Annotated in this window: 19 protein-coding genes and 1 other RNA gene; 8 read left to right on the top strand and 12 right to left on the bottom strand. The window is 60.5% G+C overall.

Annotation, left to right across the window (positions count from 1 at the left end; all coding sequences use genetic code 11):
• Positions 1 to 31 precede the first annotated feature (31 nt).
• Together aspS and hisS are read right to left on the bottom strand one after the other, a co-directional pair.
• Entirely contained in the window at positions 32 to 1855 is a 1824-nt protein-coding gene (aspS, locus tag HMPREF0178_RS10960) for an aspartate--tRNA ligase (protein WP_009733462.1), read from the bottom strand.
• Positions 1856 to 1875: 20 nt separating this feature from the next.
• Positions 1876 to 3126, bottom strand: a complete 1251-nt coding sequence (gene hisS / locus HMPREF0178_RS10955) for a histidine--tRNA ligase (protein WP_009733461.1) — start codon at positions 3124 to 3126, stop codon at positions 1876 to 1878.
• A gap of 172 nt (positions 3127 to 3298) precedes the next feature.
• Between hisS and HMPREF0178_RS10950 the strand changes: the two genes are divergently transcribed.
• Positions 3299 to 4015 carry a hypothetical protein gene (locus HMPREF0178_RS10950; protein WP_009733460.1) on the top strand — a complete coding sequence of 239 codons (717 nt, stop codon included), beginning with the start codon at positions 3299 to 3301 and terminating at the stop codon, positions 4013 to 4015.
• Here HMPREF0178_RS10950 and HMPREF0178_RS21545 read toward each other — a convergent pair.
• The 4 genes from HMPREF0178_RS21545 to HMPREF0178_RS10935 all read right to left on the bottom strand — a co-directional run bounded on the left by HMPREF0178_RS21545 (position 4002) and on the right by HMPREF0178_RS10935 (position 7279).
• The gene (locus tag HMPREF0178_RS21545; protein ID WP_157134924.1) at positions 4002 to 4448 is read right to left on the bottom strand and encodes a hypothetical protein; all 447 of its coding nucleotides are present in this window, start codon (positions 4446 to 4448) and stop codon (positions 4002 to 4004) included. The genes HMPREF0178_RS10950 and HMPREF0178_RS21545 overlap by 14 nt on opposite strands.
• 203 nt (positions 4449 to 4651) lie before the next feature.
• Positions 4652 to 5416, bottom strand: coding sequence for a sulfite exporter TauE/SafE family protein (locus tag HMPREF0178_RS10945; protein WP_009733459.1), 765 nt, complete (start codon positions 5414 to 5416; stop codon positions 4652 to 4654).
• Positions 5417 to 5515: 99 nt separating this feature from the next.
• Positions 5516 to 5785 carry a GIY-YIG nuclease family protein gene (locus HMPREF0178_RS10940; RefSeq protein ID WP_009733458.1) on the bottom strand — a complete coding sequence of 90 codons (270 nt, stop codon included), beginning with the start codon at positions 5783 to 5785 and terminating at the stop codon, positions 5516 to 5518.
• Positions 5786 to 5950: 165 nt separating this feature from the next.
• Entirely contained in the window at positions 5951 to 7279 is a 1329-nt protein-coding gene (locus tag HMPREF0178_RS10935; protein WP_009733457.1) for a Na+/H+ antiporter NhaC family protein, read from the bottom strand.
• Between the two features lie 178 nt (positions 7280 to 7457).
• Between HMPREF0178_RS10935 and HMPREF0178_RS10930 the strand changes: the two genes are divergently transcribed.
• The 5 genes from HMPREF0178_RS10930 to alaS all read left to right on the top strand — a co-directional run bounded on the left by HMPREF0178_RS10930 (position 7458) and on the right by alaS (position 16059).
• Positions 7458 to 8252 carry a helix-turn-helix domain-containing protein gene (locus HMPREF0178_RS10930; protein WP_009733456.1) on the top strand — a complete coding sequence of 265 codons (795 nt, stop codon included), beginning with the start codon at positions 7458 to 7460 and terminating at the stop codon, positions 8250 to 8252.
• A gap of 239 nt (positions 8253 to 8491) precedes the next feature.
• Positions 8492 to 10015, top strand: a complete 1524-nt coding sequence (locus HMPREF0178_RS10925) for an aldehyde dehydrogenase family protein (RefSeq protein ID WP_009733455.1) — start codon at positions 8492 to 8494, stop codon at positions 10013 to 10015.
• Between the two features lie 427 nt (positions 10016 to 10442).
• The gene (locus tag HMPREF0178_RS10920) at positions 10443 to 12011 is read left to right on the top strand and encodes a hypothetical protein (RefSeq protein ID WP_009733454.1); all 1569 of its coding nucleotides are present in this window, start codon (positions 10443 to 10445) and stop codon (positions 12009 to 12011) included.
• A 193-nt stretch (positions 12012 to 12204) separates the two neighbouring features.
• A complete protein-coding gene (gene recA / locus HMPREF0178_RS10915; protein ID WP_005025130.1) occupies positions 12205 to 13302 on the top strand; it encodes a recombinase RecA in 1098 nt (365 codons plus the stop codon).
• A 102-nt stretch (positions 13303 to 13404) separates the two neighbouring features.
• On the top strand, positions 13405 to 16059 hold the full coding sequence (alaS, locus tag HMPREF0178_RS10910; protein WP_009733453.1) for an alanine--tRNA ligase: 2655 nt from the start codon (positions 13405 to 13407) through the stop codon (positions 16057 to 16059).
• A 210-nt stretch (positions 16060 to 16269) separates the two neighbouring features.
• Here alaS and HMPREF0178_RS10905 read toward each other — a convergent pair whose 3' ends face one another.
• The 6 genes from HMPREF0178_RS10905 to HMPREF0178_RS10885 form a co-directional block, all read right to left on the bottom strand.
• Positions 16270 to 16896 (bottom strand): GyrI-like domain-containing protein, encoded by a 627-nt coding sequence (locus HMPREF0178_RS10905; protein ID WP_009733452.1) that lies wholly within the window; start codon positions 16894 to 16896, stop codon positions 16270 to 16272.
• A 146-nt stretch (positions 16897 to 17042) separates the two neighbouring features.
• Positions 17043 to 17504, bottom strand: coding sequence for a GNAT family N-acetyltransferase (locus tag HMPREF0178_RS10900; protein ID WP_009733451.1), 462 nt, complete (start codon positions 17502 to 17504; stop codon positions 17043 to 17045).
• A gap of 58 nt (positions 17505 to 17562) precedes the next feature.
• Positions 17563 to 17657: signal recognition particle sRNA small type (ffs, locus tag HMPREF0178_RS21005), an RNA gene on the bottom strand.
• Positions 17658 to 17740: 83 nt separating this feature from the next.
• On the bottom strand, positions 17741 to 18700 hold the full coding sequence (locus tag HMPREF0178_RS20495; RefSeq protein WP_157134923.1) for a GGDEF domain-containing protein: 960 nt from the start codon (positions 18698 to 18700) through the stop codon (positions 17741 to 17743).
• Positions 18701 to 18910: 210 nt separating this feature from the next.
• Positions 18911 to 20113 carry a 6-phosphofructo-2-kinase/fructose-2,6-bisphosphatase gene (locus HMPREF0178_RS10890; protein ID WP_009733449.1) on the bottom strand — a complete coding sequence of 401 codons (1203 nt, stop codon included), beginning with the start codon at positions 20111 to 20113 and terminating at the stop codon, positions 18911 to 18913.
• A gap of 120 nt (positions 20114 to 20233) precedes the next feature.
• Positions 20234 to 21157, bottom strand: coding sequence for a phosphodiester glycosidase family protein (locus tag HMPREF0178_RS10885; RefSeq protein WP_232281256.1), 924 nt, complete (start codon positions 21155 to 21157; stop codon positions 20234 to 20236).
• Between the two features lie 259 nt (positions 21158 to 21416).
• Between HMPREF0178_RS10885 and metF the strand changes: the two genes are divergently transcribed.
• Both metF and HMPREF0178_RS10875 read left to right on the top strand, forming a co-directional pair.
• A complete protein-coding gene (metF, locus tag HMPREF0178_RS10880; RefSeq protein ID WP_005025111.1) occupies positions 21417 to 22292 on the top strand; it encodes a methylenetetrahydrofolate reductase [NAD(P)H] in 876 nt (291 codons plus the stop codon).
• Complete coding sequence (locus HMPREF0178_RS10875) at positions 22292 to 23323, top strand: glycosyltransferase family 9 protein (protein WP_009733447.1); 1032 nt, start codon at positions 22292 to 22294, stop codon at positions 23321 to 23323. Before metF ends, HMPREF0178_RS10875 begins: the two co-directional genes overlap by 1 nt.
• The last annotated feature ends 8 nt before the right edge of the window (positions 23324 to 23331 follow it).

Here is a 23331-nt window from a genome sequence, read left to right as displayed (position 1 = left end):
CAGAAGGGTTCCCCTTCCCCTCCCCAATGTTCTACTTCTCTTCCTTCTTGTCCTTCGCTTCCTCACGAAGGCGCAGGCCAAGCTCACGAAGCTGCTTCGCGGACACGATGTCCGGTGCGTTGGTCATGAGGCAGGTAGCCTTCTGGGTCTTGGGGAAGGCGATGACGTCGCGGATGGACGGCGAATCGGACATCAGCATGATCAGGCGATCCAAACCGAAGGCGATGCCGCCATGCGGCGGGGCCCCATGCTCGAGCGCCTGAATGAAGTAACCGAACTGCGATTCGTAAGATTCCTTGGAAAAGCCGAGGGCTTCAAACATCTTGCGCTGTACGGCCGCTTCGTGGATACGGATGGAACCGCCGCCCACTTCGTTGCCGTTCAGCACCATGTCATAGGCGCGGGCCTTGGTGGCGGCGGGATCGGACACCATCTTCTCCAGATCGCCGTCCTTGGGCGCGGTGAAGGGATGGTGGCAAGCCACATAGCGCTTTTCCTCCTCGCTGTACTCATACAGCGGGAAGTCCGTCACCCACAGGAAATTCCAGGCGTTTTCGGGGATCAGGCCGAGCTTTTCGCCGAGGTGCACGCGGAGGTTGCCGAGCGCGGCGTTCACCATGCCGGGTTCGCCAGCCTGGAAGAACACGATGTCGCCCACGGAAAGGCCGAGGGCTTCGGTGAGGCCGGCACGCTCCTCATCGGAAAGGAACTTGGCGATGGGCGACTGCCATTCGTTTTCGCGGATCTTGATCCACGCGAGCCCCTGCGCGCCGTAGATCTTCACGAACTCGGTGAGTTCGTCGATCTCCTTGCGGGTCAGGCTTTCGCCGCCGGGCACGCGCATGGCCTTCACCAGCTTGGCGGAGGCGAACAGCTTGAAGCCGGAGTTGCTGACGATGGAGGTCACATCCTGAAGCTCAAGGCCGAAACGGGTGTCGGGCTTGTCCACACCGTAGCGGGACATGGCCTCGTCCCACGTCATGCGGGGGAACGGAGCGGGAATGTCCGCGCCGAGCGCTTCCTTGAACACGCGGATCATGAGGCCTTCGGCCATGTCCATGACCTGCTTCTCGTCGGCGAAGCTCATTTCGATGTCGACCTGCGTGAATTCCGGCTGACGGTCGGCGCGGAGGTCTTCGTCACGGAAACAACGCGCGATCTGGAAATAGCGGTCGAGCCCGGCGATCATGCAGAACTGCTTGAACTGCTGCGGCGACTGCGGCAACGCGTAGAACTGGCCGTGGTTCAGACGCGAAGGAACGAGATAGTCGCGCGCGCCTTCGGGGGTCGACTTGGTGAGGATGGGCGTTTCCACTTCAAGGAAGCCCTGCGAGGCCAGCTCGTTGCGGATGGCCATGGCGGTACGGCTGCGCAGCGCGAGGTTGCGGGCCATGCGCGGGCGGCGCAGGTCAAGATAACGCCACTGGAGGCGAAGGTTTTCGCCCGCTTCCACGCGGTCCTCAATCTGGAAGGGCGGGGTCTTGGACGTGTTCAGCAGCTTCCATTCGCTGACCACGACTTCCACTTCGCCGGTCTTGAGGTTGGGGTTGACCATGCCCTCGGGACGGGGGCGTACCTTGCCCTTCATGGCAAGCACGTATTCCGAACGCAGCGCGCCGGCCTGTTCGTGGGCTTCGGGGGCGTATTCGGGGCTGAACACGATCTGCGTCAGGCCGAAACGGTCGCGCAGGTCCACAAAAATCAGGCCGCCGTGGTCACGCCGGTACTGCACCCAGCCCATGAGGCAGACTTCCGCCCCGTTGTCGGCCCCGGTCAGCTCACCGCACGTGTGGGTGCGCGTCCAGTCGCCGAGCGACTGGCAGGCAACCGACAATTCCTTCTGTTCTTCGCTCATACCAAACATTCCTTTACAAGCTATTTCTGAAGCCGGGCCACAACGTCGGCAAACGCCACGGAAGACTGTTCGCCGCTGTCCATATTTTTGAGCATGACCGTCTGGGCGGCGAGCTCGTCTTCACCAATGAGGAGGCAGAAACGCGCGCCCGACTTTCCGGCCTGACGCATGGCGCTCTTGATGCTGCGGGAGGAAAAGCCCATCTCGCCACGGAAACCCGCATCGCGCAGGGCCTGCGTCAACGCATAGGCGGCGTCGCGGGCAACGTCGGTCAGCACGACCGTGAAGAAATCGGGGCGGTCGGCTCCCGCTTCCGGCTGGGGAAGCAGCAGCGCGAGGCGCTCCATGCCGCAAGCGAAACCGAGGCCGGAAACGTTGGGGCCGCCGAGCTGTTCGACGAGGCCGTCGTAACGCCCGCCGCCAGCCACGGTACCTTGCGCGCCGATCTGATCGGACACGATTTCAAAGGTGGTGCGGGTATAGTAGTCCAGCCCGCGCACCAGCCGGTGGTTGATCACGTAGGGCACCTTTTCGGCGTCCAGCAGACGGCGCACCGTCTCGAAATGCGCGGCGCAGTCGGGGCAGTTGTGATCCAAAATCTTGGGCGCTTCGGCGGTGTGCTCCCTGCACGAGGGAACCTTGCAGTCCAGCACGCGCAGCGGGTTGGTCACCATGCGGCGGCGGCAATCCTCGCACAAGGCGGACTCATCCAGCTCGGAGAGCCACTTGCGCAGCGTCTCGCGGTAGGCGGGACGGCATGTGGGACAGCCCAGCGAATTGAGCTGGAGGCTCAAATCCTTGAGGCCCAGCGCTTCGAGGAAACGCATGGCCATCGTGACCAGTTCGGCGTCCGCGTAGGGTTCGGAAGGCCCGAGGCATTCGCAGTTGATCTGGTGGAACTGCCTCATACGGCCCTTCTGGGGGCGCTCGTAGCGGAACATGGGGCCGATGGTGAACAGCTTGGTCACGGCGTCGCCGCTCCGACCGCTTTCGATATACGCGCGCATGACCCCGGCGGTCGCTTCGGGGCGCAAGGTCAGGGAACGGCCCTTGCGGTCGGGGAAGGTATACATTTCCTTCTGGACCACGTCGGTTTCCGTCCCGATGCCCCGGCAGAACAGTTCCGTCCGCTCGAGGATAGGAGTGCGCAGTTCGGTAAAGCCGTAACGGGAAAAGGTTTCCCGCGCTACAGCTTCCATATGGGTGAAAGCGTCGCTGTCCGGAGAAAACAAATCGGCGAAGCCTTTGATCGCGGTAACGTTATCGCTCATGGCCTGTACTCGTGGTTCGGTGTGACGTTGGGATCGGATGGACGTCCGAACGCAACAGGATAGAGCAATCGTAGACCGTTGTCAAAAAAGGACGGCCCCGGCACTGACATGCTTCAATCTTTTTTGCGAAGGGAAAACGGCTATGGCGAAATAACCAGTAAGGAGGCGCTCGATGAATACGATTGAATCTCTCATGAGGGAAATGGAAGAGGACAGGCGGCAAAGGCGGATTGCAGCCCTTTCCGATACTACCCAAGTCGACGGCGGTGTGTGGAAAGTGGAACCAAGCCCCAACGCATGTCCCACCTGCCTTGAGTTTTCCCGCAAGACATATGCAGAAAAACCGAATCCCACACACCCGAATTGCAAGTGCCGTATCAGCAAACAGGAAAAGAAAAAACGTTATTATGTGATCGGGAGAAGACCATTGGACGGCCTCGGTTCCGTTTCCACGACCAAACTCGACTGGATCAAAAAATGGGATAAAAACACATATAAATCAGGAAAAGGAGGACTCCCCGATCTCCTCCCTGAGCACCGGCACTTTTTTGATTCTGAAGGCAACGATTTTGGCTTTTTCGGCGATGATAACGTCCGGCCTGATAGAAAAGGGAACCTTCCATTGTATACTTATGGTGATGTGAAATACGATGCCGACATCATAGATAGAGCCGTTAGAGAATATGAAACATACATCAATCAAGTCCAAGAAAAAATAAGCACATTTACAAAATCAACAAAAGATATCATAACGAATCAAGTACATGGACACGTCAACGTTAGGAAATATGGACTTATTTTGAACAATTGCCAAGATTATGTCAGCAATATTTTATACATTGCGCGTCGTATTTCAGAAAAAGAATGTATTCCCCTCATTCTTCCATAAAAAGAAAACTATTAAATTCAACAACATAATTCCAAATTATTTGTGTCATTCCACTTAACAGACAAGATAAAAACAATGTTTCTTGTAATGGGCAGTCACCTGTGAGCAAAATTTTACGTCTTGATGTAAATATTTTAGCTAAAAAAAGATATGGATACGCTACAGCACCAAAGCAAAGATTTCGCAGAACGTATTGCCCTACTTCAATACAGGACTGTGGAGTATCTACAGCAATCCAATCATAGAAAAAAGGTAACCCAGCGTACCCTCTAGGCCCTGCTATGAAATGAATGAACGCACACATACCAGCAAAGAACGTCCGCAAAAGATTCCCACACGTCAGCATACCCCGACGATACAGCAGCACAGCGAAAAAGACGCTCGAGGCATAGGAAATGCCGTCGGCAAGGGCGGAAAGTTCAATGGGCGGCATATCGTTTCCTTCTGACAGCATTGGAAAATTATGGAAAGAACCTCTTCGTTTTCACTAGGTCAACACGTAACACGTTATCATGGGAAGCGCCATACAAGGCGGAAACTTCTTTTCGCGGCCTTTCCCCAAAAAAATGAAAAGGAAGCCCGACGGCTTCCCTTTCATGGAGATTTTCTCCGCGTCATCGCACCCGTCATACAAAACTACATGGCGAGGATCCCCCGAATGGCGTTCACAAGGATAAAGCCGCCGCAGAAGAGGCAGACCCATGCGACCATTTTACGGAGCTTCGTGGTGTCCATACGGTTGGCCATGTACACGCCGAGGAGGATGCCGAGGATCTGGATGACGATCATCAGCGCTCCGACCTTATAGTCGATGGCCCCGTGCAGGAAGTTGGCGGCGCTGCCGGAAAGGGCGACCGGCACGGAATAGACCTGCCCAGCCCCGATGGCGATGAGCGGCGGGAAGCCGAGCGCAATCATGATCGGCACGGAGAGCACAGGCCCGCCCGCGCCCGTCAGCCCGGCGACGAACCCCACGCCGCTGCCAACGGCGAACAGCACCCAGAAGCGCGACCTCCGCCCCTCTTCCATAAAGGAAAAACGCCGCCCCCTCACCGGGCAGAACACCAGCGCGCCCGCCAGCAGGATCAGCAGGGCCAGAATGAGATTCAGGTATGGCGCGGCGGTGAAGGCCTTCACGTCAGCCCCCACATACGTAAACAGGAACCCGCCGATGCAAATGGGGATCGTCGCTTTCCAGTCCACATGGCCGAGCCTGATATACAGCCAGCTGCACAGGCTGGTCGTAAAAATGAACGTAAACAGGGTAGTCCCCATCGCCACATGGCTGCTCAGGCCGGAAAGGTAGACAAGAGCCGGAATCAGGATGATCCCGCCCATGCCGGTGCACCCGACAAGAAACCCGACGATGAAGCCAACGATGATCATCATTCCCATCAACATGGACGTGCTCCTTCCTTTACCGGGAAGCGTTTCCCTATCAGCATGACAAAGCCGCACCGCCCCTTGGCGATACGGCATCCTTTCCGTAACAGACGCTGCTTATTCCTCTTCCGGCGGACGCTCCGCCCTCGCCAGCAGGAACGCCGCTTTCTCGGCACGGGGGCGCTGCTTCACCTCCCACTCCAGACGGCACGCGGAAGAGGCGTCCGGCTGCGCCACGCAGCACACCAGCTCAACGGGACGGCGCGCCCGCGTATACTTCGCGCCACGCCTTCCCGCGTTGTGCTCCCTCAACCGACGCTCCATGTCCGTCGTCACTCCGCAATACAACGTGGCATCGGCGCATCGGAGCAGGTAGACATACCACATGGCTTTCCTTCATGCGAAGCCCCATGCAACGGCCTCATTCCGCTAAAAAACAGGTTCTTTCAGGCTGTTCCAAACCCCGCCCGGGTGCCCCAAACGCGGGGCATCCCGCACTCAATCCCGCCCCAAAGGGGAAGCGGACACGCTTTTTTCCGGATTCTTTCTGTACTAGGCGAGGGGGCGCACCGGACGGACTCTCGGGATGCCGAACAAGATAGCGAATACGGCGGCCACTGCGAGCAACATGCAATACCAGTTGTTCCCTGCAATGGACAAAGGCGAAAGTTTCGCAATGGAACCGGCCAGCAGCAACTGCGCCCCATAGGGGATGAGCCCCTGCACGACGCATGAGAAAATATCAAGTAAGCTGGCGCTGCGCCGCCTGTCAACTCCGTTCGAGACCGCGATTTCGTGCGCCACCTTGCCCGTCAGAATGATAGCCACCGTATTGTTCGCCGTACACAGATTGGCAAGCAATACCAGCAGGCTGATGCAGCATTCGCCCGCCTTCACCGGGGACTCGGCGGAGAGCTTCCGGGCCAGCCCGTTCACGCGCTCCAGCAGCCAGCTGATACCGCCGTGGTAACGCATGAGCTCCCCGAGGCCGCCCACCAGCATGGAGAGCACCATGATCTCGTTCATGCCCACAAAACCGCTGTAAATATCCTTGCTCCACTGGATGAGCGTATAGCCGTCCACAGAGGCAATACCCACCGCGCCGGTAAACACGATGCCCGCCAGCAGCACGATGAACACGTTCACGCCCGCGAGCGCCATGACCAGAATAGCGAGATACGGGACCACGCGGATAAACTGATACTCCTCGTGCTTGACCACCTGCCCCGAAGCCCCGGCAAACCACAGCAGGGCCAGCGTGACGAGCGCCGCGGGCAGTGCGATGAGCAGGTTCATGCGGAACTTGTCCTTCATCTCGCAGCCCTGCGTGCGGGTGGCGGCAATGGTCGTATCCGAGATCATGGACAGGTTGTCCCCGAACATGGCCCCGCTCATGACCACGCCGAGAAGCAAGGCCAGCGGGATGTCGGTCTGTTCGCCCACGCCCACCGCAATGGGCGCAATGGCGGCCACGGTCCCCATGCTGGTGCCCATCGCCGTGGAAATGAACGCCCCGATGAGGAACAGGCCCGGCAGGATCATGGACGGGGGCAGCAGCGAGAGCCCGAAATTGACCGTGGCCTTCACCCCGCCTATGGCCGAAGCCACGGACGCGAACCCACCCGCAAGCAGGAAGATCATGCACATGGTGATGATGTTGATTTCACCTACGCCCGAAAGGAACACGCCGATCTTTTTGTTCAGATCATCCTTGCCCTGAAGGATGGCGAGCACGATGGCGGGAATGATCGCCACTGTCGCGGAAAGCTGATAGAACGGCATATCCGCCCCGGTTGCGGTCAGGGCTATGCCCGTCCCGATGAACAGGACAAGAAAGACGATCATGGGCAACAGCGCCCTGAAGTTGGCTTTTTCGGACATGAAACACGCTCCGCGGCAGATCTCGGGTTAGGAAAGGCCCGGTTTGGGCAAACGACGGGCGTTTACTTTATATCAATGTATGCAGATAAACAATGCCCAATCCGTCCCGCCCCATTCCGTCCCCCTTGTCGGCGGGAACGGCTTTACGCTACACTTACGGCATGGAGACGAACCGCCCATGAAATCCTACCGGCTCACCGAGGTCAAAAGCTACAATGTCCCGTTCGTCAGGCTGCCGCGTCCGGTGTTCTGGTTCAACGACCCGTTCGAAGCGGGCACGTGGAGCGATCTGCACCGGCATGAGCACTGGGGCGAATTGGCGTTCATGCGCTCCGGATACATGGTCATCTGTACCGAACTCGGCAACTATGCCGCGCCGCCGCAGAGGGCCGTGTGGATTCCTCCCGGGCTGACCCATGAATGGTACATCCCGGAGCCGTCCGTGGACAATGCCCTGTACATCATGCCTCATGTCCTGCCTCCCGGCCCCCGTTTTCAACGTTACCACGCCATGGAGGTCTCGCCCCTCGTCCGCGAACTCATCCACGCCCTCGCCCCGCAATCCTGCGACTATGAGGAGCCCGGCCCAGTGGCCCGGATGGTTTCCGTCCTGCTCGACCAGCTCCCCCTGCTCCCCGAAGTGGGCTTTCCCCTCCCCATGCCCCGCGATCGCCGCCTCGTCGCCCTGTGCACCGCCCTCCTCAATGAGCCGGACTCCCCGGAAACGATCCGCGAATGGTGCACACGCCTCGGCATGTCCGAACGCACCCTTGCCCGCCTGTTCCAGCGCCAGACCGGGGAATCCTTCGGGCGCTGGCGTCAGCGTATCCGCCTGCACCACGCCCGCGCCCAGCTTGAAGCGGGGGAAAGCGTCACCGCCGTGGCCCTCAACTGCGGCTACGCCTCCGTTTCCGCGTTTATCGCCGCCTTCAAGAAACTCTTCGGACGCACACCGGGCCAACTCGCCCGCTGACGCCCACGCGCCATCCCGACTCCCCTGCACGGCCCTATCCCCCTTAGCCTCACTCCAAGCCCCTCATCCTCTGTCCCCGCGCGCCAGCCATCTCCGCCCATTTTGGCAGGATCGCGATACTCTTTGGCAGAATGCGAGAAGACGGGAAAGACGGAAGGCGCGTATAGGAGAGTCATGGGCCGGGATCTCAAAACGGGCCCATTCCCACACCCACCCAGAATACGTTTGGAGGCAAAACCATGATCCAGATCCGCAACTTCATCAACGGCCAGTGGCAGGAAGAAACGGGCGGCAAAACGGTTCCCCTGTACAACCCGTCCACCGGCGAAACCATCGGCTCCGTGCCCGTTTCCAACATGGAAACCTGCGAAGCCGCCATCGCCACCGCCGCCGAAGCCTACAAAACGTGGCGCCTCGTCCCCATCGCCAAGCGCATGATCTATATTCATAAAATCCGCGAATGCATGATCCGCGATCTGGAAAAGCTCGCGCAGGGCATCGCGCTCGATCAGGCGAAACATATTTCCGAAGCCCGCGGCGAAGTCCAGCGCGTCATCGAAATCGTCGAAATGGCCTGCTCCATCCCCGCGCTGATTCAGGGCGAGACCCTCGATCAGATCGCCGGGAGCATCACCGGCAAGGTCACGAAACAGGCCCTCGGCGTATTCGGCGGCGTCGCGCCCTTCAACTTCCCCGCGCTGGTATTCGGCTGGTTCATCCCCTTCGCCATCGGCACGGGCAACACCTTTATCTACAAGCCGTCCACCCAGTCGCCCTATTTCATGCAGCTCATGTGCGAGATCTTCATGGAAATCGGCCTGCCCGCCGGCGTCGTCAACGTCATCCACGGCAGCCGCGACATCCCCGGCACGTGGTATGAAGATCCCCGCATTGCGGGCGTGTGCCTCGTCGGGTCCACCCCGACCGCCAAAAAGATGGCCGAAGGCTGCGCCAGAGGCGCCAAACGCTCCATGCTGCTCGGCGGCGCGAAAAACATGCTCGTGGTCATGGAAGACGCCGACATCGACGTTTTCATCGAAAACTACATCAACTCCTGCTACGGCTCCGCGGGCCAGCGCTGCCTCGCCGGGTCCATCGTGGCCATCGTGCCCGAACTGTACGACACCGTGCTCGAACGCATGATCGAAGCCGCCAAGAAGGTTAAAGTCGGCGACGCGCTTGATCCCGACGTGTACATGGGCCCCCTGATTTCCCGTTCCGCCGCCGACAAGGTGAAGGAATACGTGGATATCGCCCTGAACCACGGCCACGGCTGCGAACTCGTCCTCGACGGCCGCAACCCCGAACTGCCCGAAAAGAACAAGAACGGCTATTTCGTCGGCCCCACGATCATCAAGGACGTGACTCCCTGCAACCCGCTGTTCACGACTGAAGTGTTCGGGCCGCTGGTCGCCACGATCAAAATCGCGGACATCGACGACGCCCTCGAGCTCATCCGGCAGTCCGAATTCGGCAACGGCGCGTGCATCTTCACGCAGAGCCAGTTCTATGCCGAAAAATTCAGCCGCGACGCGGACGTGGGCATGGTCGGCGTCAACGTGGGCATCTGCGCCCCGCATCCGTACATTCCCTTCGGCGGCATCAAGGGTTCGCTCCTCGGGACCAACAAGGCGCAGGGCAAGGACGGCATCGACTTCTTCACCCAGAACAAGGTCACCACGATCCGCACCGTCGATCCCAACGCCAAGAAGGGCGGCGATGCAGCGAAGCCCAAGTCCGTCCGCTCCTGCGTAGCGTCCTAAACGACCTTACACGTCCGGTTCCGGGGCCCCAGCCCCGGAACCCCGCCGCTTTCTCCAATCCGGAGACATCCTCCTGAGCCTCTTGGCGGAAGAAAGCGGAATGGTCTCCGCCGGAAGACGCTCCCCGCATCCGGCTGCGCGCCGCGAACGGCACGCGGCTCCTCCGGCCGGGCCTGACAGGGCCTCATGAAGACGGCTCTCCGACAGCGCCTGTCGTTTCCCGCTCATCCAACCGTGCGCTCCGCCGCACACGGCGCGCACGCAAGACGGCTCCGGGTTCCTCGCCCCGGGGCCGTTTCGCGTTTTCCGCCCTTATTTCTCTTTCTTTCCCCAGATGATTTCCTTGACCGGGCGGGAGGGCGTATCTACACTGTTGCTCTTTCCATGCCTCGCATGGATGACCATCAAACCTTCTTCGAGGAAAGCCATGGCTCTGTCCAAACTCCAGAAAGGCCTCGTTGGCCTCGGCATCGCCGTTGTCGCCGTCATCGCCGTCGGATACGGCGGGATGCGCTATCTTGAAAACGCCGTCGTTGACGCCATCCGCACATGGGCGGCCCAAACTCCACAGGATGCCCACGTGGAGCTCGGGGATATTTCCTATACGCTGATGGACAACCATCTTGTCCTCAAAAACGTCCGCATGACGTACGTTACCCCGACAAAGCAGACCGTGGCCGCTACCGTTGAAACGCTGGATATCCGGAATCCGGGGACTACCCTGCTTTCGCTGATGCGCGACCCCAAGAGCGAAATCAAGGAGGCGGAACTTCCCGTAGCCGACGAGATCGCCCTGCACAACCTGTCCTTCGGTCCCGAACCGAACATCACGGTACGGCTCCGCACCTTCAAGGGCGTCGCCATTGAAACCGCCGCCGTCAAAACCCTGATGAGCACCGCCGGTGACGACGATCCGAAAGTGGCCCTGGCGATCATCTACGGTCTTTCGTACAAGGAAGATTCCGCCTCCGGCGTCAAGATAACGAGCAAGGCCCTGCCTTTCTCCCTCTCCACCGATTCCGCCGTCCAGAAATCCTATGCCAAAGGGCATCTGGACTCGTCCGTGACAAACGGGATCGTGTTCACCCTGAGGGGGCAGGACGTCCTGACACTCGGCGAAATCCGGCTCGAGAACATGAACCTGCCGCCCCGCGACATCATGGAGAAGATTTACCTCATCGCTCCCACCGACATCAGCGACGATGAAGCGCTCGGGATCTTCCAGAACTTTTTCGCCGGGCCCAAGCCGCTCATCGGCGTCTTTTCCCTGAAGAACCTCAAAACCAGCAGCGTCCTGCTCGATGTTTCGCTGGACAAGCTGAACATCACGAACCCTTCGACCTCCCCCTACGCCCTTGAAGTGTCTCTGGAGCACCTCAAGATGCCCGTAGCCCTCGTACCGGAACTCCAGCTGCTCTCGGTCATGGGCGTGCCGGAAATAGATGCCAGCGCATCCTATGCCATGTCCCTGCCCAACAAGGACAACCAGTTCAACAGCACCGCCTCCCTCAGCGTCGCCAAGCTCGGTACGGCCGACTTCGCCGTCAAGGGCGAATTCCCCTATGAAAGGTTCCTGGATATCGTCAATAAAACCAAGAGCGTCGACGATCCCGCCACTGAGGCCGCCATTGAGAACTTTATTGAAAAGAACATCAAGTTCAGCCACATCGAAGCGGGATACGCTGATGAAGGGCTCCTGCCCCGCCTCGGCATCCTCGGCCAGAAGTTCATGGGCCTGACCCCCGAACAGTGCGTGGATATGGCCAAGAAGTACGTCAAGGAATCCCTCGGTGCCGCCGAAGGGACGGAAAACACGGCGAAGCTCATGGAGTACATCGACAAGCCCGGCGCTATCCGCCTCATCTTCAACACGGAAAAGCCGATTCCCGTTGAAGCCTTCGACACGCTGTCAGACACGGATCCCTCCATCAAGCTGGACGTGAACACCGGGCCCAAGACGGCTCTGGAACTGATGGCCGATCTGGAAAAGAAATAGCCCGCCCGATCCGGGACAAACAAGAGGGGGGAGGATCGGAACGCCTCTCCCCTTTTTCTATCCTGCGGAATCCGTTGACATACGGGATCGCGTGCCCGTAATCGGGTTGCCCGATCCGGGCGCTTTTGGTATGAAAGCAAATTCGGGAAGCCTATCCCGGCAAACCCCGTCTACCTTTATGGAGTCTCCCCCAATGGCAAAAAAGCCAACCCTTACCCCTGAAGAAGCGCGCCAAGAGGCGTTGAAAACAGCCCTCGAAACCATCGAACGCAAATTCGGCCAAGGCGCCGTGATGAAGCTTTCCGATGATGTCCATGTCAAAGTCCCGGTGATCCCCACCGGGTCCATCGGCGTTGACCTCGCCCTCGGCATCGGCGGCATCCCCAAGGGCCGGGTCACCGAAATATATGGTCCCGAATCCTCGGGCAAAACGACCCTCACCCTGCACGTCATCGCGGAATGCCAGAAGCTCGGCGGGACCGCCGCCTTCATCGACGCCGAACACGCGCTTGACGTGACCTATGCCAGGCGCCTTGGCGTCAAAACCGACGAACTGCTCATCTCGCAGCCCGACCACGGCGAACAGGCCCTTGAAATCGCCGACATGCTGGTCCGTTCCGGCGCGGTGGACCTCGTGGTCATCGACTCCGTGGCCGCCCTCATCCCCCAGACCGAACTCGAAGGCGCAATGGGCGAAACGCAGGTCGGCGGGCACGCCCGCCTGATGTCCCACGCCCTCCGCAAGCTGACCGGCACCATCCACAAGTCCCGCACCGCCGTCATCTTCATCAACCAGATCCGCATGAAGATCGGCGTCACCGGCTACGGCAGCCCGGAAACGACCACCGGCGGCAACGCGCTCAAGTTCTACTCCTCCGTGCGCCTCGACATCCGCAAGATCCAGACCCTCAAGGACAAGGAAGAAGCCTACGGCTCCCTTACCCGCGTGAAGGTGGTCAAGAACAAGATGGCCCCGCCCTTCCGCGAAGCCAAGTTCGACATCATCTGGGGCACGGGCATTTCCCGCTCCGGGGAACTCATCGACCTCGGCGTCGACGCCGGCATCGTGGACAAGAGCGGCGCATGGTTCGCCTTCGGGGCCGAAAAGCTCGGCCAGGGCAAGGAAAAGGTCCGTGCCCTGCTCGATGAAACCCCCGAGCTGCGCAACGCCATCGAGAGCCAGCTCATCGAGCATCTGGGCATGAACCCGCGGCCCGTCGTGCACGCACCGGAAGAAACCCTCCCGGACCCCGAAAACGCCCCCGTCGACGACATGGACGACGAAATCTGATCCGATGCGGGGAGGGGCTCCCTCCCCGCCGAACCTTTCCGGAGGCGATGCCGCCGGGCATGGCCTCATCCCCCGATCTCTCCACCTCCCGCAGGAGCCTGTATGCTGACAGCCAATGAAATCCGCCACCGTTTTCTGGAATACTTCAAAAAACACGGGCACACCGAAGTCGCCTCATCTTCCCTGATCCCCCGCGACGACCCGTCCCTGCTGTTCACCAACGCGGGCATGGTGCAGTTCAAGAAAATTTTCTGCGGGCAGGAAAAACGCGACTACGTGCGCGCCACCACGTCCCAGAAGTGCCTGCGCGTGGGCGGCAAGCACAACGACCTCGACAATGTGGGCCGCACCGCGCGCCACCACACCTTCTTCGAAATGCTCGGCAACTTCTCCTTCGGGGACTACTTCAAGGAAGACGCCATCCGTTTCGCATGGACCTTCATCACCGAAGACCTGAAACTGCCCAAGGATCGGCTTTACATCACCGTCTACAAGGACGATGACGAAGCCTTCGAACTCTGGCAGAAAGTGGCGGGCGTCGCGCCCGAGCGCATCTTCCGCCTCGGCGAAAAGGACAACTTCTGGAGCATGGGCGATACCGGCCCCTGCGGACCCTGTTCGGAAATCCACTTCGATCAGGGGGCGGACATGGCCTGCGGCCCGGACTGCGGCATCGGCAAGTGCGACTGTGACCGTTTCCTTGAAATCTGGAACCTCGTGTTCATGCAGTTCGAGCAGCTTGCCGACGGCTCCCGCGTCCCCCTGCCCCGCCCGTCCATCGACACCGGCATGGGCCTTGAACGCATCGCGGGCGTGTGCCAGGGCGTGCGCTCCAACTACGACACCGACCTGTTCCAGATTTTCATCAACTACATGGCCGAACTCGCCGGCGTCCGCTACCGCGACAACGCCGACAACGACACCGCCCTGCGCGTCATCGCGGACCACAGCCGCGCCATCGCCTTCATGATCGCGGACGGCATCCTGCCCTCCAACGAAGGCCGCGGCTACGTGCTGCGCCGCCTGATCCGCCGCGCCTTCCGCTTCGGCCGCCTTATGGGGATGCAGGAGCCGTTCCTGTACAAGACCACGCTCAAGGTCGTGGAGGTCATGGGCGAGGACTACCCCGAACTGCGCGCCCGCGCCGACTTCATGGCCCGCGTGACCCGCGAGGAAGAGGAGCGCTTCTCCTCCACCCTCGACAAGGGCCTCGCCATGCTTGAAGAGGAAATGAACGCCCTCGCCGACAAGGGCGAGAAGATCATTCCCGGCGAAACCGCGTTCAAGCTGTACGACACCTACGGCTTCCCGCTGGACATCGTGAATGACGTGGCCGAAAAGCGCGGCTTCAAGGCCGACGAGGCCGGTTTCAACGAATACATGCACCAGCAGAAGCAGCGCGCCCGCGCCGCGTGGAAGGGGTCCGGCGAAAAGGACATCGCCTCACGTTTCCAGAGCCTGCTCGAAGACGGCCTCAAGTCCGAATTTTTCGGCTACACCGCCCTGACCGGGGTGGGCCGCGTCGTGGCCCTGCTCGACGACGACGGCTTGCCCGTCGAAGCCCTGCCCAGCGGCTCGTTGGGCTACGTCGTTACCGATCAGACGCCTTTCTACGGCGCGTCCGGCGGCCAGTGCGGCGACACGGGGCTGCTCACCGCTCCGGCTGGCTCGGCCAAGGTGCTCGACACCCTGAAGCCCTCCGCCGACCTCACCGTCCACCACATCGAGGTGGACGGCGGCACCCTGCTTTCCGATCAGGAAGTGGTGCTGACCGTGACCGAATCCATACGCCTCGACGCGGCCCGCAACCACACCTGCACGCACCTGCTCCATGCGGCCCTGCGCCGCGTGCTCGGCGATCATGTGCGTCAGGCGGGTTCTCTGGTCACGCCGGATCGCCTGCGCTTCGACTTCTCGCACATCGCGCCCATGACCCCGGAGGAGCTGGCCGCCGTGGAACGCGACGTGAACGCCGCGATCATGGCCGACTACCCGTTGACCGCCAAGCTCATGGGCCAGCAGGCCGCCATCGACATGGGCGCTATGGCGCTCTTCGGTGAAAAGTACGGCGACACCGTGCGCGTGGTGACCATCGGCAACCCGGATCACACCGAGTCCGTGGAGCTTTGCGGCGGCACGCATCTGCACAGCACCGGTCAGGCGGGCAGTTTCGTCATCCTGTCCGAAAGCGGTATCGCTGCTGGCACGCGCCGCATCGAGGCCGCGACCGGCTGGAACGCCCTCAAGCACGCCCGCGCCATGAGCGAGGAGCTGCACCAGCTTGCGGCCATGCTCAAGACGCAGCCCGGCGGGCTTGTCGCCAAGCTGGACGGCCTCCAGAAGGAAAATCGCGGGCTCCGCAAGGATCTGGAAAAGGCCGCCGCGCAGGCCGCGTCCGGACAGGGCGGGGATCTCATGTCCAAGGTCGTGGAGATCAACGGCGTAAAGGTGCTTGCCGCAAAACTTGACGTGAGCAATATCAAAGCCATGCGCGAGCTCATGGACGACATCCGTTCCAAGATGCCTTCCGGCGTGGCCTGCATCGCCGCCCCCGTGGACGAGGGCAAGGTGAGCATGATTCTGTATGTTTCCAAGGACCTGCACGGACGCTTCACCGCACCCGCGCTGATCAAGGAAATTGCCGCGCCCATCGCCGGTTCCGGCGGCGGACGCCCCGATCAGGCTCAGGCCGGCGGCACAAACCCGGCGGGCATTGACGAGGCGATGGATGTTTTGAAGGCGAAGATTGGGGAGTAGAAAATCGGGGAGGGGAAATTTTCTGGAGAAAGGGGGGCACTCCCATGTTTCCCCTTCCCCCTCCCCAAACCTGCCAGCGCTGCTTGCGCCCCCTTTTCCCTGCAAAAACTTTTGGCCCTATCGAATCCCTGCTCACACTTTCCATGTAAAAAAGCCGCTTCCTTCTCGTTTTCTGAAGGGAAGCGGCTTTTGTTGTTGAGGGATGAGTTCTCAGGCACAGGGCTCCACGCCAAACCGCAGTACCGTTTTCAGACGTGCCGGATCGGTCTTGCGGGCATCCGAGAGGTAGATTTCCCGGTGGCTGTCCGATGCACGCCGCAACCCGTGTTCCGCGCAGTAGGCTTGCATCATGTTAAAGCTTATGGGTTCGTCGTCATAGGGGCCGACGTGGAGCATTTGCACGCACAAGCCATCGTTCCAGCGCCCGAAAGAGGCCGACGCATAGAGGGGATGCGGCTTTTTCCTGCTTGTCGCGGCGAGGATACGCCCGGCGAGTTCGTCCGTCACAAAATCCGGCTGGCGGATCATCAGGGTGTAGCGCAGGGCATCCTTGTTGAGGGCCTCTCCCGGCAGCATCGGTTCCGCCGTATCCCATACCCCCTCCAGCGGGAACACAGCGTACTCATAGCAGCCTTCGGGGGCATCCCCTTTCTTCGGCAACATCTTGACCGCATAGGACAGGGCGTACAGGATGCCTATGGCTTCGAGGAAGTCCTCGCCGTTCGGGTTCCCTTCTCCGCGTATCATGAAAAAGGCGTGCTCGGGGACGGTAACCGGCGCAGGAACGGCTTTCGGAAGGTACAACGCTTTTTCGTGCTTCTTCCACTCGTATTTCATAAACGACTCCCCAAAACATGTCACGGCAAACAGAGCCAACGGTTCCCCAAAAATGAACGGCTCCATCCGGTATTCACGCAATGCCTGGCGCTGTCGAAGGCCCTCCCTTGCGCCTGACGGGGCCGAGCGTACCGGCGGCACTGCCTTTACTTGTCCCCGGAACCGCGCCGCAGCACGAATTGCTGACATGGATATCCATAGCGGGTGACGAGCTCGGCCTCTTCGAAGCCGAGGCGCTTGTACAGGGCCCGCGGAGCCGCACCAAGCAGATCGTCTTCCCGATACGTCGTCACGAAGATATCCTGATCGGCGGGGAGCACATCCAGCATCATGCGGACAAGGGCCGAAGCGACGCCCCGCCCTCGCGCCTCAGGATGTACGGCGAGGAAGCCGATGCCGTTGTGCTGATCCGAGAGCACCAGCACGCCGAGCAGCCCGCTTGCATCCTTCGCGCACAGCGCCCGCCGCTCCGCAATGGCTTTCCGCAGGTTTCCCCGGTACTCGCCGAGCGACAGTCCGGGGAAAGCGTCCCGGACAAGCGCGACCAGATCCATCCAAGCCTCAATATCCGCTTCCGACGCATACCCGACGGCACATTCCTGATTCATGGCTCCCTCCTTTGCGGCGGACCCGCATAAACGAAAAGCGCAAACCCGAGGGCTTGCGCTTTTTGAGAGTCGGACACCCGGCGAACAACCGTTACCGTTGCTTTCTTTCGAACCTGGCGGGGTTGGCGGCGCCACCGCCGCCCGACTCTCTCGAACCTTCTGTATATAGAAAAGAATGCAGCCTGTCAAACGGAAGCCGGCCCCTACATGAGCAATAAATCAGACGAGCATTCCGTTCAAGGCGCGGGGCAAGGCTCAGGCAGTTCCCCATAAAAAGCACACTGCCGTTTCCCCTGCCGTTTGGCATGATACAGCGCCTTGTCCGCCTCCTTGTACAGGACCTCGAACTCGGCCCCGTCGTTGGGAAACGCGGCAAAACCGATGGAAACCGAAATCGGACAGGGCACATCCTCATACGTGACGAACGCCGCACATATCCGGGGCAACAGGCTCTCGGCGAACTCTTTTCCGACAGTGCCCCGTATAACGAAGACGAACTCATCCCCGCCGATGCGGGAAGCCATATCAGTATCGCCGAGCTGTTCTTGCAGGACGGCACCCATCCGCCTGAGGACAACATCCCCGGCGCTGTGGCCGAACGTATCGTTGATGCCCTTGAAATCGTCGATGTCCATGATGCCGAGGAGAAAAGCCCTTTCTCCAGCCAAAACCGGCTTCAGCCTTCTGACGAGGGCATTGCGCGTAAGCAGGCCGGTAAGCCCGTCATGTTCCGCCCTGCGCTTCAAGTCCCTGTGCGCCAAACGCAACCGCCTTATCAGCGTATCCCGCTGGAGGCCAGTCAACAAAGTCTTTATCCTCAATCTGCTGACGAAATAATGGGCACAAAAGCCGGAGACGCTGAACACGGCTATATGGATCGTGTCGAACCATGCCAAGGTTGGGGCCTTCGTATGAAAAGCGACGAGGATATGCAAAAGGCAACAGGCATACGTGACAACAATCATCCGCCAGAACCTTTCGGTCAAAAGCTGCGGCGCGGCGGCAAGCATGACGGGAAAAATGACGCTCACGCTGTCAGCGTACGCCGCGCTTGCCAGTATCCCCTCAATATAGATGCCCGCCAGCAGTGTGTACTGGATACGGACCATGTTACGCAGTGCTGCATGTTTTACGGCAAAGGCCACCGCCGCATACACTATGCAGCTTGCCAGATAAACGTATTTCCCGCTGGACAAGATCCCGAATTGAGTGGCGCACAAAAAAAGCACAACGTTAAGGAGAGCTCCCGTACACCCTGCCTGAAAACACAGCCGCGCGTCATGAAGCAGCACCGATTCATAACAAAGCGAAAATGCCTGCTTTGTGAATCCGTACCTGTTGAATATATCGGACAGCCGCGTTTTCAGACCCATCCGTTCCACAGAGCTCCCGCGTATTCCCCGCCGTTACGCATACCGGATCATTTCAAACAGCTTGCGGCGCTGCGTGATGGTGATGTGGTAATACTGATTCTGCGGAATGTAGGTATAGGGCACGTCGCTCGCCCTCTGAAACAGGAACAGCGACAGCAAGGTACGGTTGATGGCCTGATGCCCGACGATCATGAGCGTCCCCTCGCCGGACAGGAACAACGCCCGCCGCAAGCCCCGGGCCACGCGCTCCTTGAGCATCGCATAGCTCTCGCCGTTGGGATAGATATACCCGTACTTATTGTGAGAACGTGCCTCATACTCCAGAGGCATACCGTCGCGCACGTCGGAATAGCGCATCCCTTCGCACACCCCGGCATTGATCTCGTCAAACTCGCTCAGGGCCATGCTGATGGTGTTCGGACGCGAACGCAGCAGCGGCGCGGCCGTCTCGGCGGAACGCTGCTTCGTGGACGTAAAAATGTACGGAAGATCCACGCCGTCGAAATGCGCGGCGAGCTTTTCGGCCTGCTCGATCCCCTTGGCGGTCAATGACGGATCCCCGCCGAGGCGGCCCTCGCGGTTGTAGTCCGTCTCACCATGCCGCACGAGATACAGATCCTGTACCCAGCGGGAGGAAATGATGTCGCGGATAGCCGCATAATACGGGAGGTCGTTGCTCGGGGCTTCGTCCTGAATGCAGCTGTCCACGGCGTCCACGCGTATCCAGCACCGCTCTTTGCGGACCGAGGTATATACGCTCTCGTAGTAGGCCAACCGCTTGCGGAAGCTTTCCAGCGCTTCTTCCTGCGTCATGTTGGCGAACTCGGGCAGACGGGTCTTGCGCCGGATGGACGCATCCAGCAACAGCGGATCGTCATTCACGCATTCGATGAACAAGACGGGCCGATCCCGGAGCGTCGCGCTCAGATCCACACGCTGATGCACCGTCCCGTTGGTCGCGTCGATGATGGCGACGTCGCCGCCCTCATCGAGCCATGCGCGGGCGCGCTCCATGTTCTGGTGCGTGATCTGATCCCGCAGCCGCTGGGCGCGCGTGTTGTCGGGATTGAAAAACTCGGCGGAACCGCTTTCAAGGCCGAAAAGCATCCGGCGCAACTCGCCGTTGTTGAAGATCGCGGTACGGATGCCCTGCTGCTCCAGCCCCGACCGGATGCGTTTCGCCAGCGTGCTCTTGCCTCTGGCGGGCAACCCCACCATTGCGACATACAGTTTCATGTCATTCCTCAATTGTCGCGCGCGGACGGCTGACCGCCTCACTCACGCACGGCGAGCGTTAAACCCGTTGCTGCCGATAGGGGGCCGAAAAGGCCGCCTTCCCGCACGAGGGAAGGCACATTACGATTTGCGCCGGACACCGATGACGTTGGGCAGCGGAGCCCCCTGGCTTCCGGAAGCCCAGAACTCAGGCAAGGAACGCCCCAGCCAGATCTGGCTGCGGACGGGAGTGCGCAAAAAGAGGCCGGCCAAACTTCCGCCCTCGGTATACATCACCACCCGGACGTCAATGGGCAATGCCAGCAAGAGCGCCCCGAAGTCCACGCCGGTTATCGGTTCCCGGCACAGGATGAACAGGATGGCCCCCGTGCCGTCACGGCCCACGGCGGAAATGGAGTGCTTCGGGCCGCCGGGCTTCCAGAGCAGACGCCGATCCGAACTGATCATGCGGTAATTCTGCACGACCATACTGTAATGCGGAAGCAGGTTCTCCCAATCGTCCGTGGAACGGTCCAGCAGGTCCGCGCCGGGCAAATCCGGGCTGTCCGGGCCCGCGACGAAAAACGCCCCGAACTTGGACACCACGCGCCCGTTATTGACTGTCTCGCCGGTACGGAGATACCCGGTGCTCGTAACGCCATCAGGCAGATACATGCTGGCATTGGTGGCGGCGATCAGGCCCTTGCGTGTGGCCCAGGCTTCAAGCGGCAACGACTGTTTTTCAGAACTCGCCGTTTCCACGGTGAAATCGAAATACAAGGGATCGATGCGCAGGAACACCACTTCAAACGGATCGCCTCCGTCGAATTGCGCGGAGAACAAGCCGAGCTGAAGGCCTTCCTCCAGCTTTTCCCACGGCGGGAGCGTCTCAAAAACCCAGCGCGGCGGAGATGGGGGAGCCGGCTGTTCCGCGCCCGGCTGTGGCGGGACAAGCGCGTTCTTTATAGCCGTGAGGCCATCCTGCGGCTCGGAAGGCACACCGTCAGCAAAGGCAGGGACGGCGGACAGCGCCAGCACGCCCAAGAGGAACAACTGACGGAACACGGCAAACACCCGCGGCGCGAGGCACAAGCCGCGCCCGCTACGGCACATTGCATGTCGTATGGATGAGAAAAGGTGCAACGTCATGATGGTCAGGTCTCCAATGCCCCGAATAGTCAGAGTTTACGGCAATTCCGGCAAAGGCGCAACGCACCCGGAGCCATCCCCTTCCCCAACGCGCGACAAGACGTTGCCCTTCGCGGAAATCCGGCATAGAATAAAGAACTTGGGATTATGACTGACTTTTGAAACGAGGTTTTCCATGAATATCGGCCAACTCATTGCGGAAAGGGGCAAGCCTTTCTATTCCTTCGAATTCTTCCCTCCGAAAGACCCTGACCAGTGGCCGGACTTCTTCAAGATGGCCGAACGGCTGGCTCCGCTGGAACCGCTGTTCACGTCCGTTACGTACGGGGCGGGCGGCTCCAGCCAGGACGCCACGCTGGAAATCGTTTCCCATCTGAAGAAAGAATTCCAGTTCGAAACGATGGCCCACCTGACCTGCGTCGGCGCGACGCAGGACTACATTACCCAGTATCTCCAGCGCCTGCGCGACAACGGCGTGGATAACGTGCTGGCCCTGCGCGGCGACATCCCCAAGGGGCAGGACATCGACTGGGAAACCGCCGAATTCCGCCATGCCGCCGATCTCGTCCGTTTCGCCAAGGCGCATTATCCCGACATGGGCATCGGCGTCGCCGGGTATCCGGCACCCCATCCGGAATCGCCAAGCTTCGCCAGCGACTGGCGTTACACCGTCGCCAAAATCCGTGAAGGCGCGGATTTCGTGATCACGCAGCTGTTCTTCGACGTGCGCGAATACCTCCATTTTGTGGACCGGCTCAGCGACATGGGCGTGTCCGTCCCGGTCATCCCCGGCATCCTGCCCATCCAGAGCCTCGAATCCATCCGGCGCACGCTCTCCCTGTGCGGCGCGAACATCCCGGGCAAGCTCTATCTCGCCCTTGAGGAAGCCAATGCCAAGGGCGGCGCGGAAGCCGTACGCGAAGCGGGCCTCAAGTTTGCCGTGCAGCAGATCCGCACCTTGCTGGACAACGGCGCGCCGGGCATCCACCTGTACACGCTGAACAAGGCGTCCATGTGCCTCCGCATCGCGGAAGAAGTGGGCGCACTGTAATGGCCGTCGATCTCGCCACCTTTTCGCCCAAGCGCATCCTTGTCTGCCAGCTCAGGCAGATCGGCGATGTGGTGCTCGCCACGCCGTCCATCGAGCTGCTCAAACGGCGTTATCCGGACGCCGAGATCCACCTGCTGACCGAAAAAAAGTGCGCCCCGCTCCTTGAGCACAACCCGCATCTCGGCAAGGTATGGGCGTTGGACAAAAAGGTACTGTCCTCCCTGCCCCAGGAAATCGCGTGGTACTGGCATGTGGCCCGCACCGGGTATGATCTGGTCGTGGACTTCCAGCAGCTTCCGCGCTGCCGGTGGGTAGTGGCCTTTTCCGGCGCCCCGGTCCGCCTCTCCTATACGCCGCCGTGGTATACGCGCCTGCTGTACACGCATTCCTCCGACATGCTTGACGGCTATTCCGCCATGAGCAAGGCCAGCGTATTGCGTCCTCTCGGCATCGAATGGAACGGCGAGCGCCCGCGCGTCTATCTCACGGACGAGGAGCACGCCTTCGCGCGCACCTTGCTCGCTCAGGCAGGCTTGCAGCCGGAACAGCGCCTCATCACGCTGGACCCCACGCACCGCCAGCCCACGCGCCGCTGGCCTCTGGCGCATTACGCCGGGCTGGTCAGCCTGCTTGCGGAGCGCGACGCCTCCCTGCGTTTCCTGCCTCTCTGGGGGCCGGGCGAGGAAGCTGAAATTCAGGAGTTGTCCCGCCTCTGCCCCGCCGGTTCGCTGCTCTTGCCGGATCGGATGCTGTCGCTGCGGGAAATGGCGGCCTGCATCGCGGAAGCGGATTTGCACATCGGCAACTGTTCCGCGCCCCGGCACATCGCCGTAGCGGTGGGCACGCCGACCCTCACTGTGCTCGGTTCGACCAGCCCGGCGTGGACCTTCCCTTCTCCCGAGCACGCCGACATTGCCTTGAACCTTCCCTGTCAGCACTGCAACCGCAACCACTGTCCCGATCCCCGCTGCCTCACCGGGATGCTGCCCGGCCCGGTCGCGGACAAGGCGATGGAGATGTTGAAGAAATAAAAGAATCG

This window comes from Bilophila sp. 4_1_30 (genome assembly GCF_000224655.1).
GTDB lineage: Bacteria > Desulfobacterota > Desulfovibrionia > Desulfovibrionales > Desulfovibrionaceae > Bilophila > Bilophila wadsworthia.
Note: the sequence above shows the minus strand (reverse complement) of the source record. Positions and strands in the feature narration are given on the sequence as shown.

Bases quoted from the DNA above. Each gene is read 5' to 3' on its own strand.
- HMPREF0178_RS10920 (WP_009733454.1), top strand. From the start codon at position 10,443: ATGGCTCTGTCCAAACTCCAGAAAGGCCTCGTTGGCCTCGGCATCGCC.
- HMPREF0178_RS10925 (WP_009733455.1), top strand. From the start codon at position 8,492: ATGATCCAGATCCGCAACTTCATCAACGGCCAGTGGCAGGAAGAAACG.
- HMPREF0178_RS10875 (WP_009733447.1), top strand. From the start codon at position 22,292: ATGGCCGTCGATCTCGCCACCTTTTCGCCCAAGCGCATCCTTGTCTGC.
- metF (WP_005025111.1), top strand. From the start codon at position 21,417: ATGAATATCGGCCAACTCATTGCGGAAAGGGGCAAGCCTTTCTATTCC.
- HMPREF0178_RS10905 (WP_009733452.1), bottom strand. From the start codon at position 16,896: ATGAAATACGAGTGGAAGAAGCACGAAAAAGCGTTGTACCTTCCGAAA.
- recA (WP_005025130.1), top strand. From the start codon at position 12,205: ATGGCAAAAAAGCCAACCCTTACCCCTGAAGAAGCGCGCCAAGAGGCG.
- HMPREF0178_RS10945 (WP_009733459.1), bottom strand. From the start codon at position 5,416: ATGTTGATGGGAATGATGATCATCGTTGGCTTCATCGTCGGGTTTCTT.
- HMPREF0178_RS10950 (WP_009733460.1), top strand. From the start codon at position 3,299: ATGAATACGATTGAATCTCTCATGAGGGAAATGGAAGAGGACAGGCGG.
- aspS (WP_009733462.1), bottom strand. From the start codon at position 1,855: ATGAGCGAAGAACAGAAGGAATTGTCGGTTGCCTGCCAGTCGCTCGGC.
- HMPREF0178_RS10890 (WP_009733449.1), bottom strand. From the start codon at position 20,113: ATGAAACTGTATGTCGCAATGGTGGGGTTGCCCGCCAGAGGCAAGAGC.
- hisS (WP_009733461.1), bottom strand. From the start codon at position 3,126: ATGAGCGATAACGTTACCGCGATCAAAGGCTTCGCCGATTTGTTTTCT.
- HMPREF0178_RS10935 (WP_009733457.1), bottom strand. From the start codon at position 7,279: ATGTCCGAAAAAGCCAACTTCAGGGCGCTGTTGCCCATGATCGTCTTT.
- HMPREF0178_RS10900 (WP_009733451.1), bottom strand. From the start codon at position 17,504: ATGAATCAGGAATGTGCCGTCGGGTATGCGTCGGAAGCGGATATTGAG.
- alaS (WP_009733453.1), top strand. From the start codon at position 13,405: ATGCTGACAGCCAATGAAATCCGCCACCGTTTTCTGGAATACTTCAAA.
- HMPREF0178_RS10930 (WP_009733456.1), top strand. From the start codon at position 7,458: ATGAAATCCTACCGGCTCACCGAGGTCAAAAGCTACAATGTCCCGTTC.
- HMPREF0178_RS21545 (WP_157134924.1), bottom strand. From the start codon at position 4,448: ATGCCGCCCATTGAACTTTCCGCCCTTGCCGACGGCATTTCCTATGCC.
- HMPREF0178_RS10940 (WP_009733458.1), bottom strand. From the start codon at position 5,785: ATGTGGTATGTCTACCTGCTCCGATGCGCCGATGCCACGTTGTATTGC.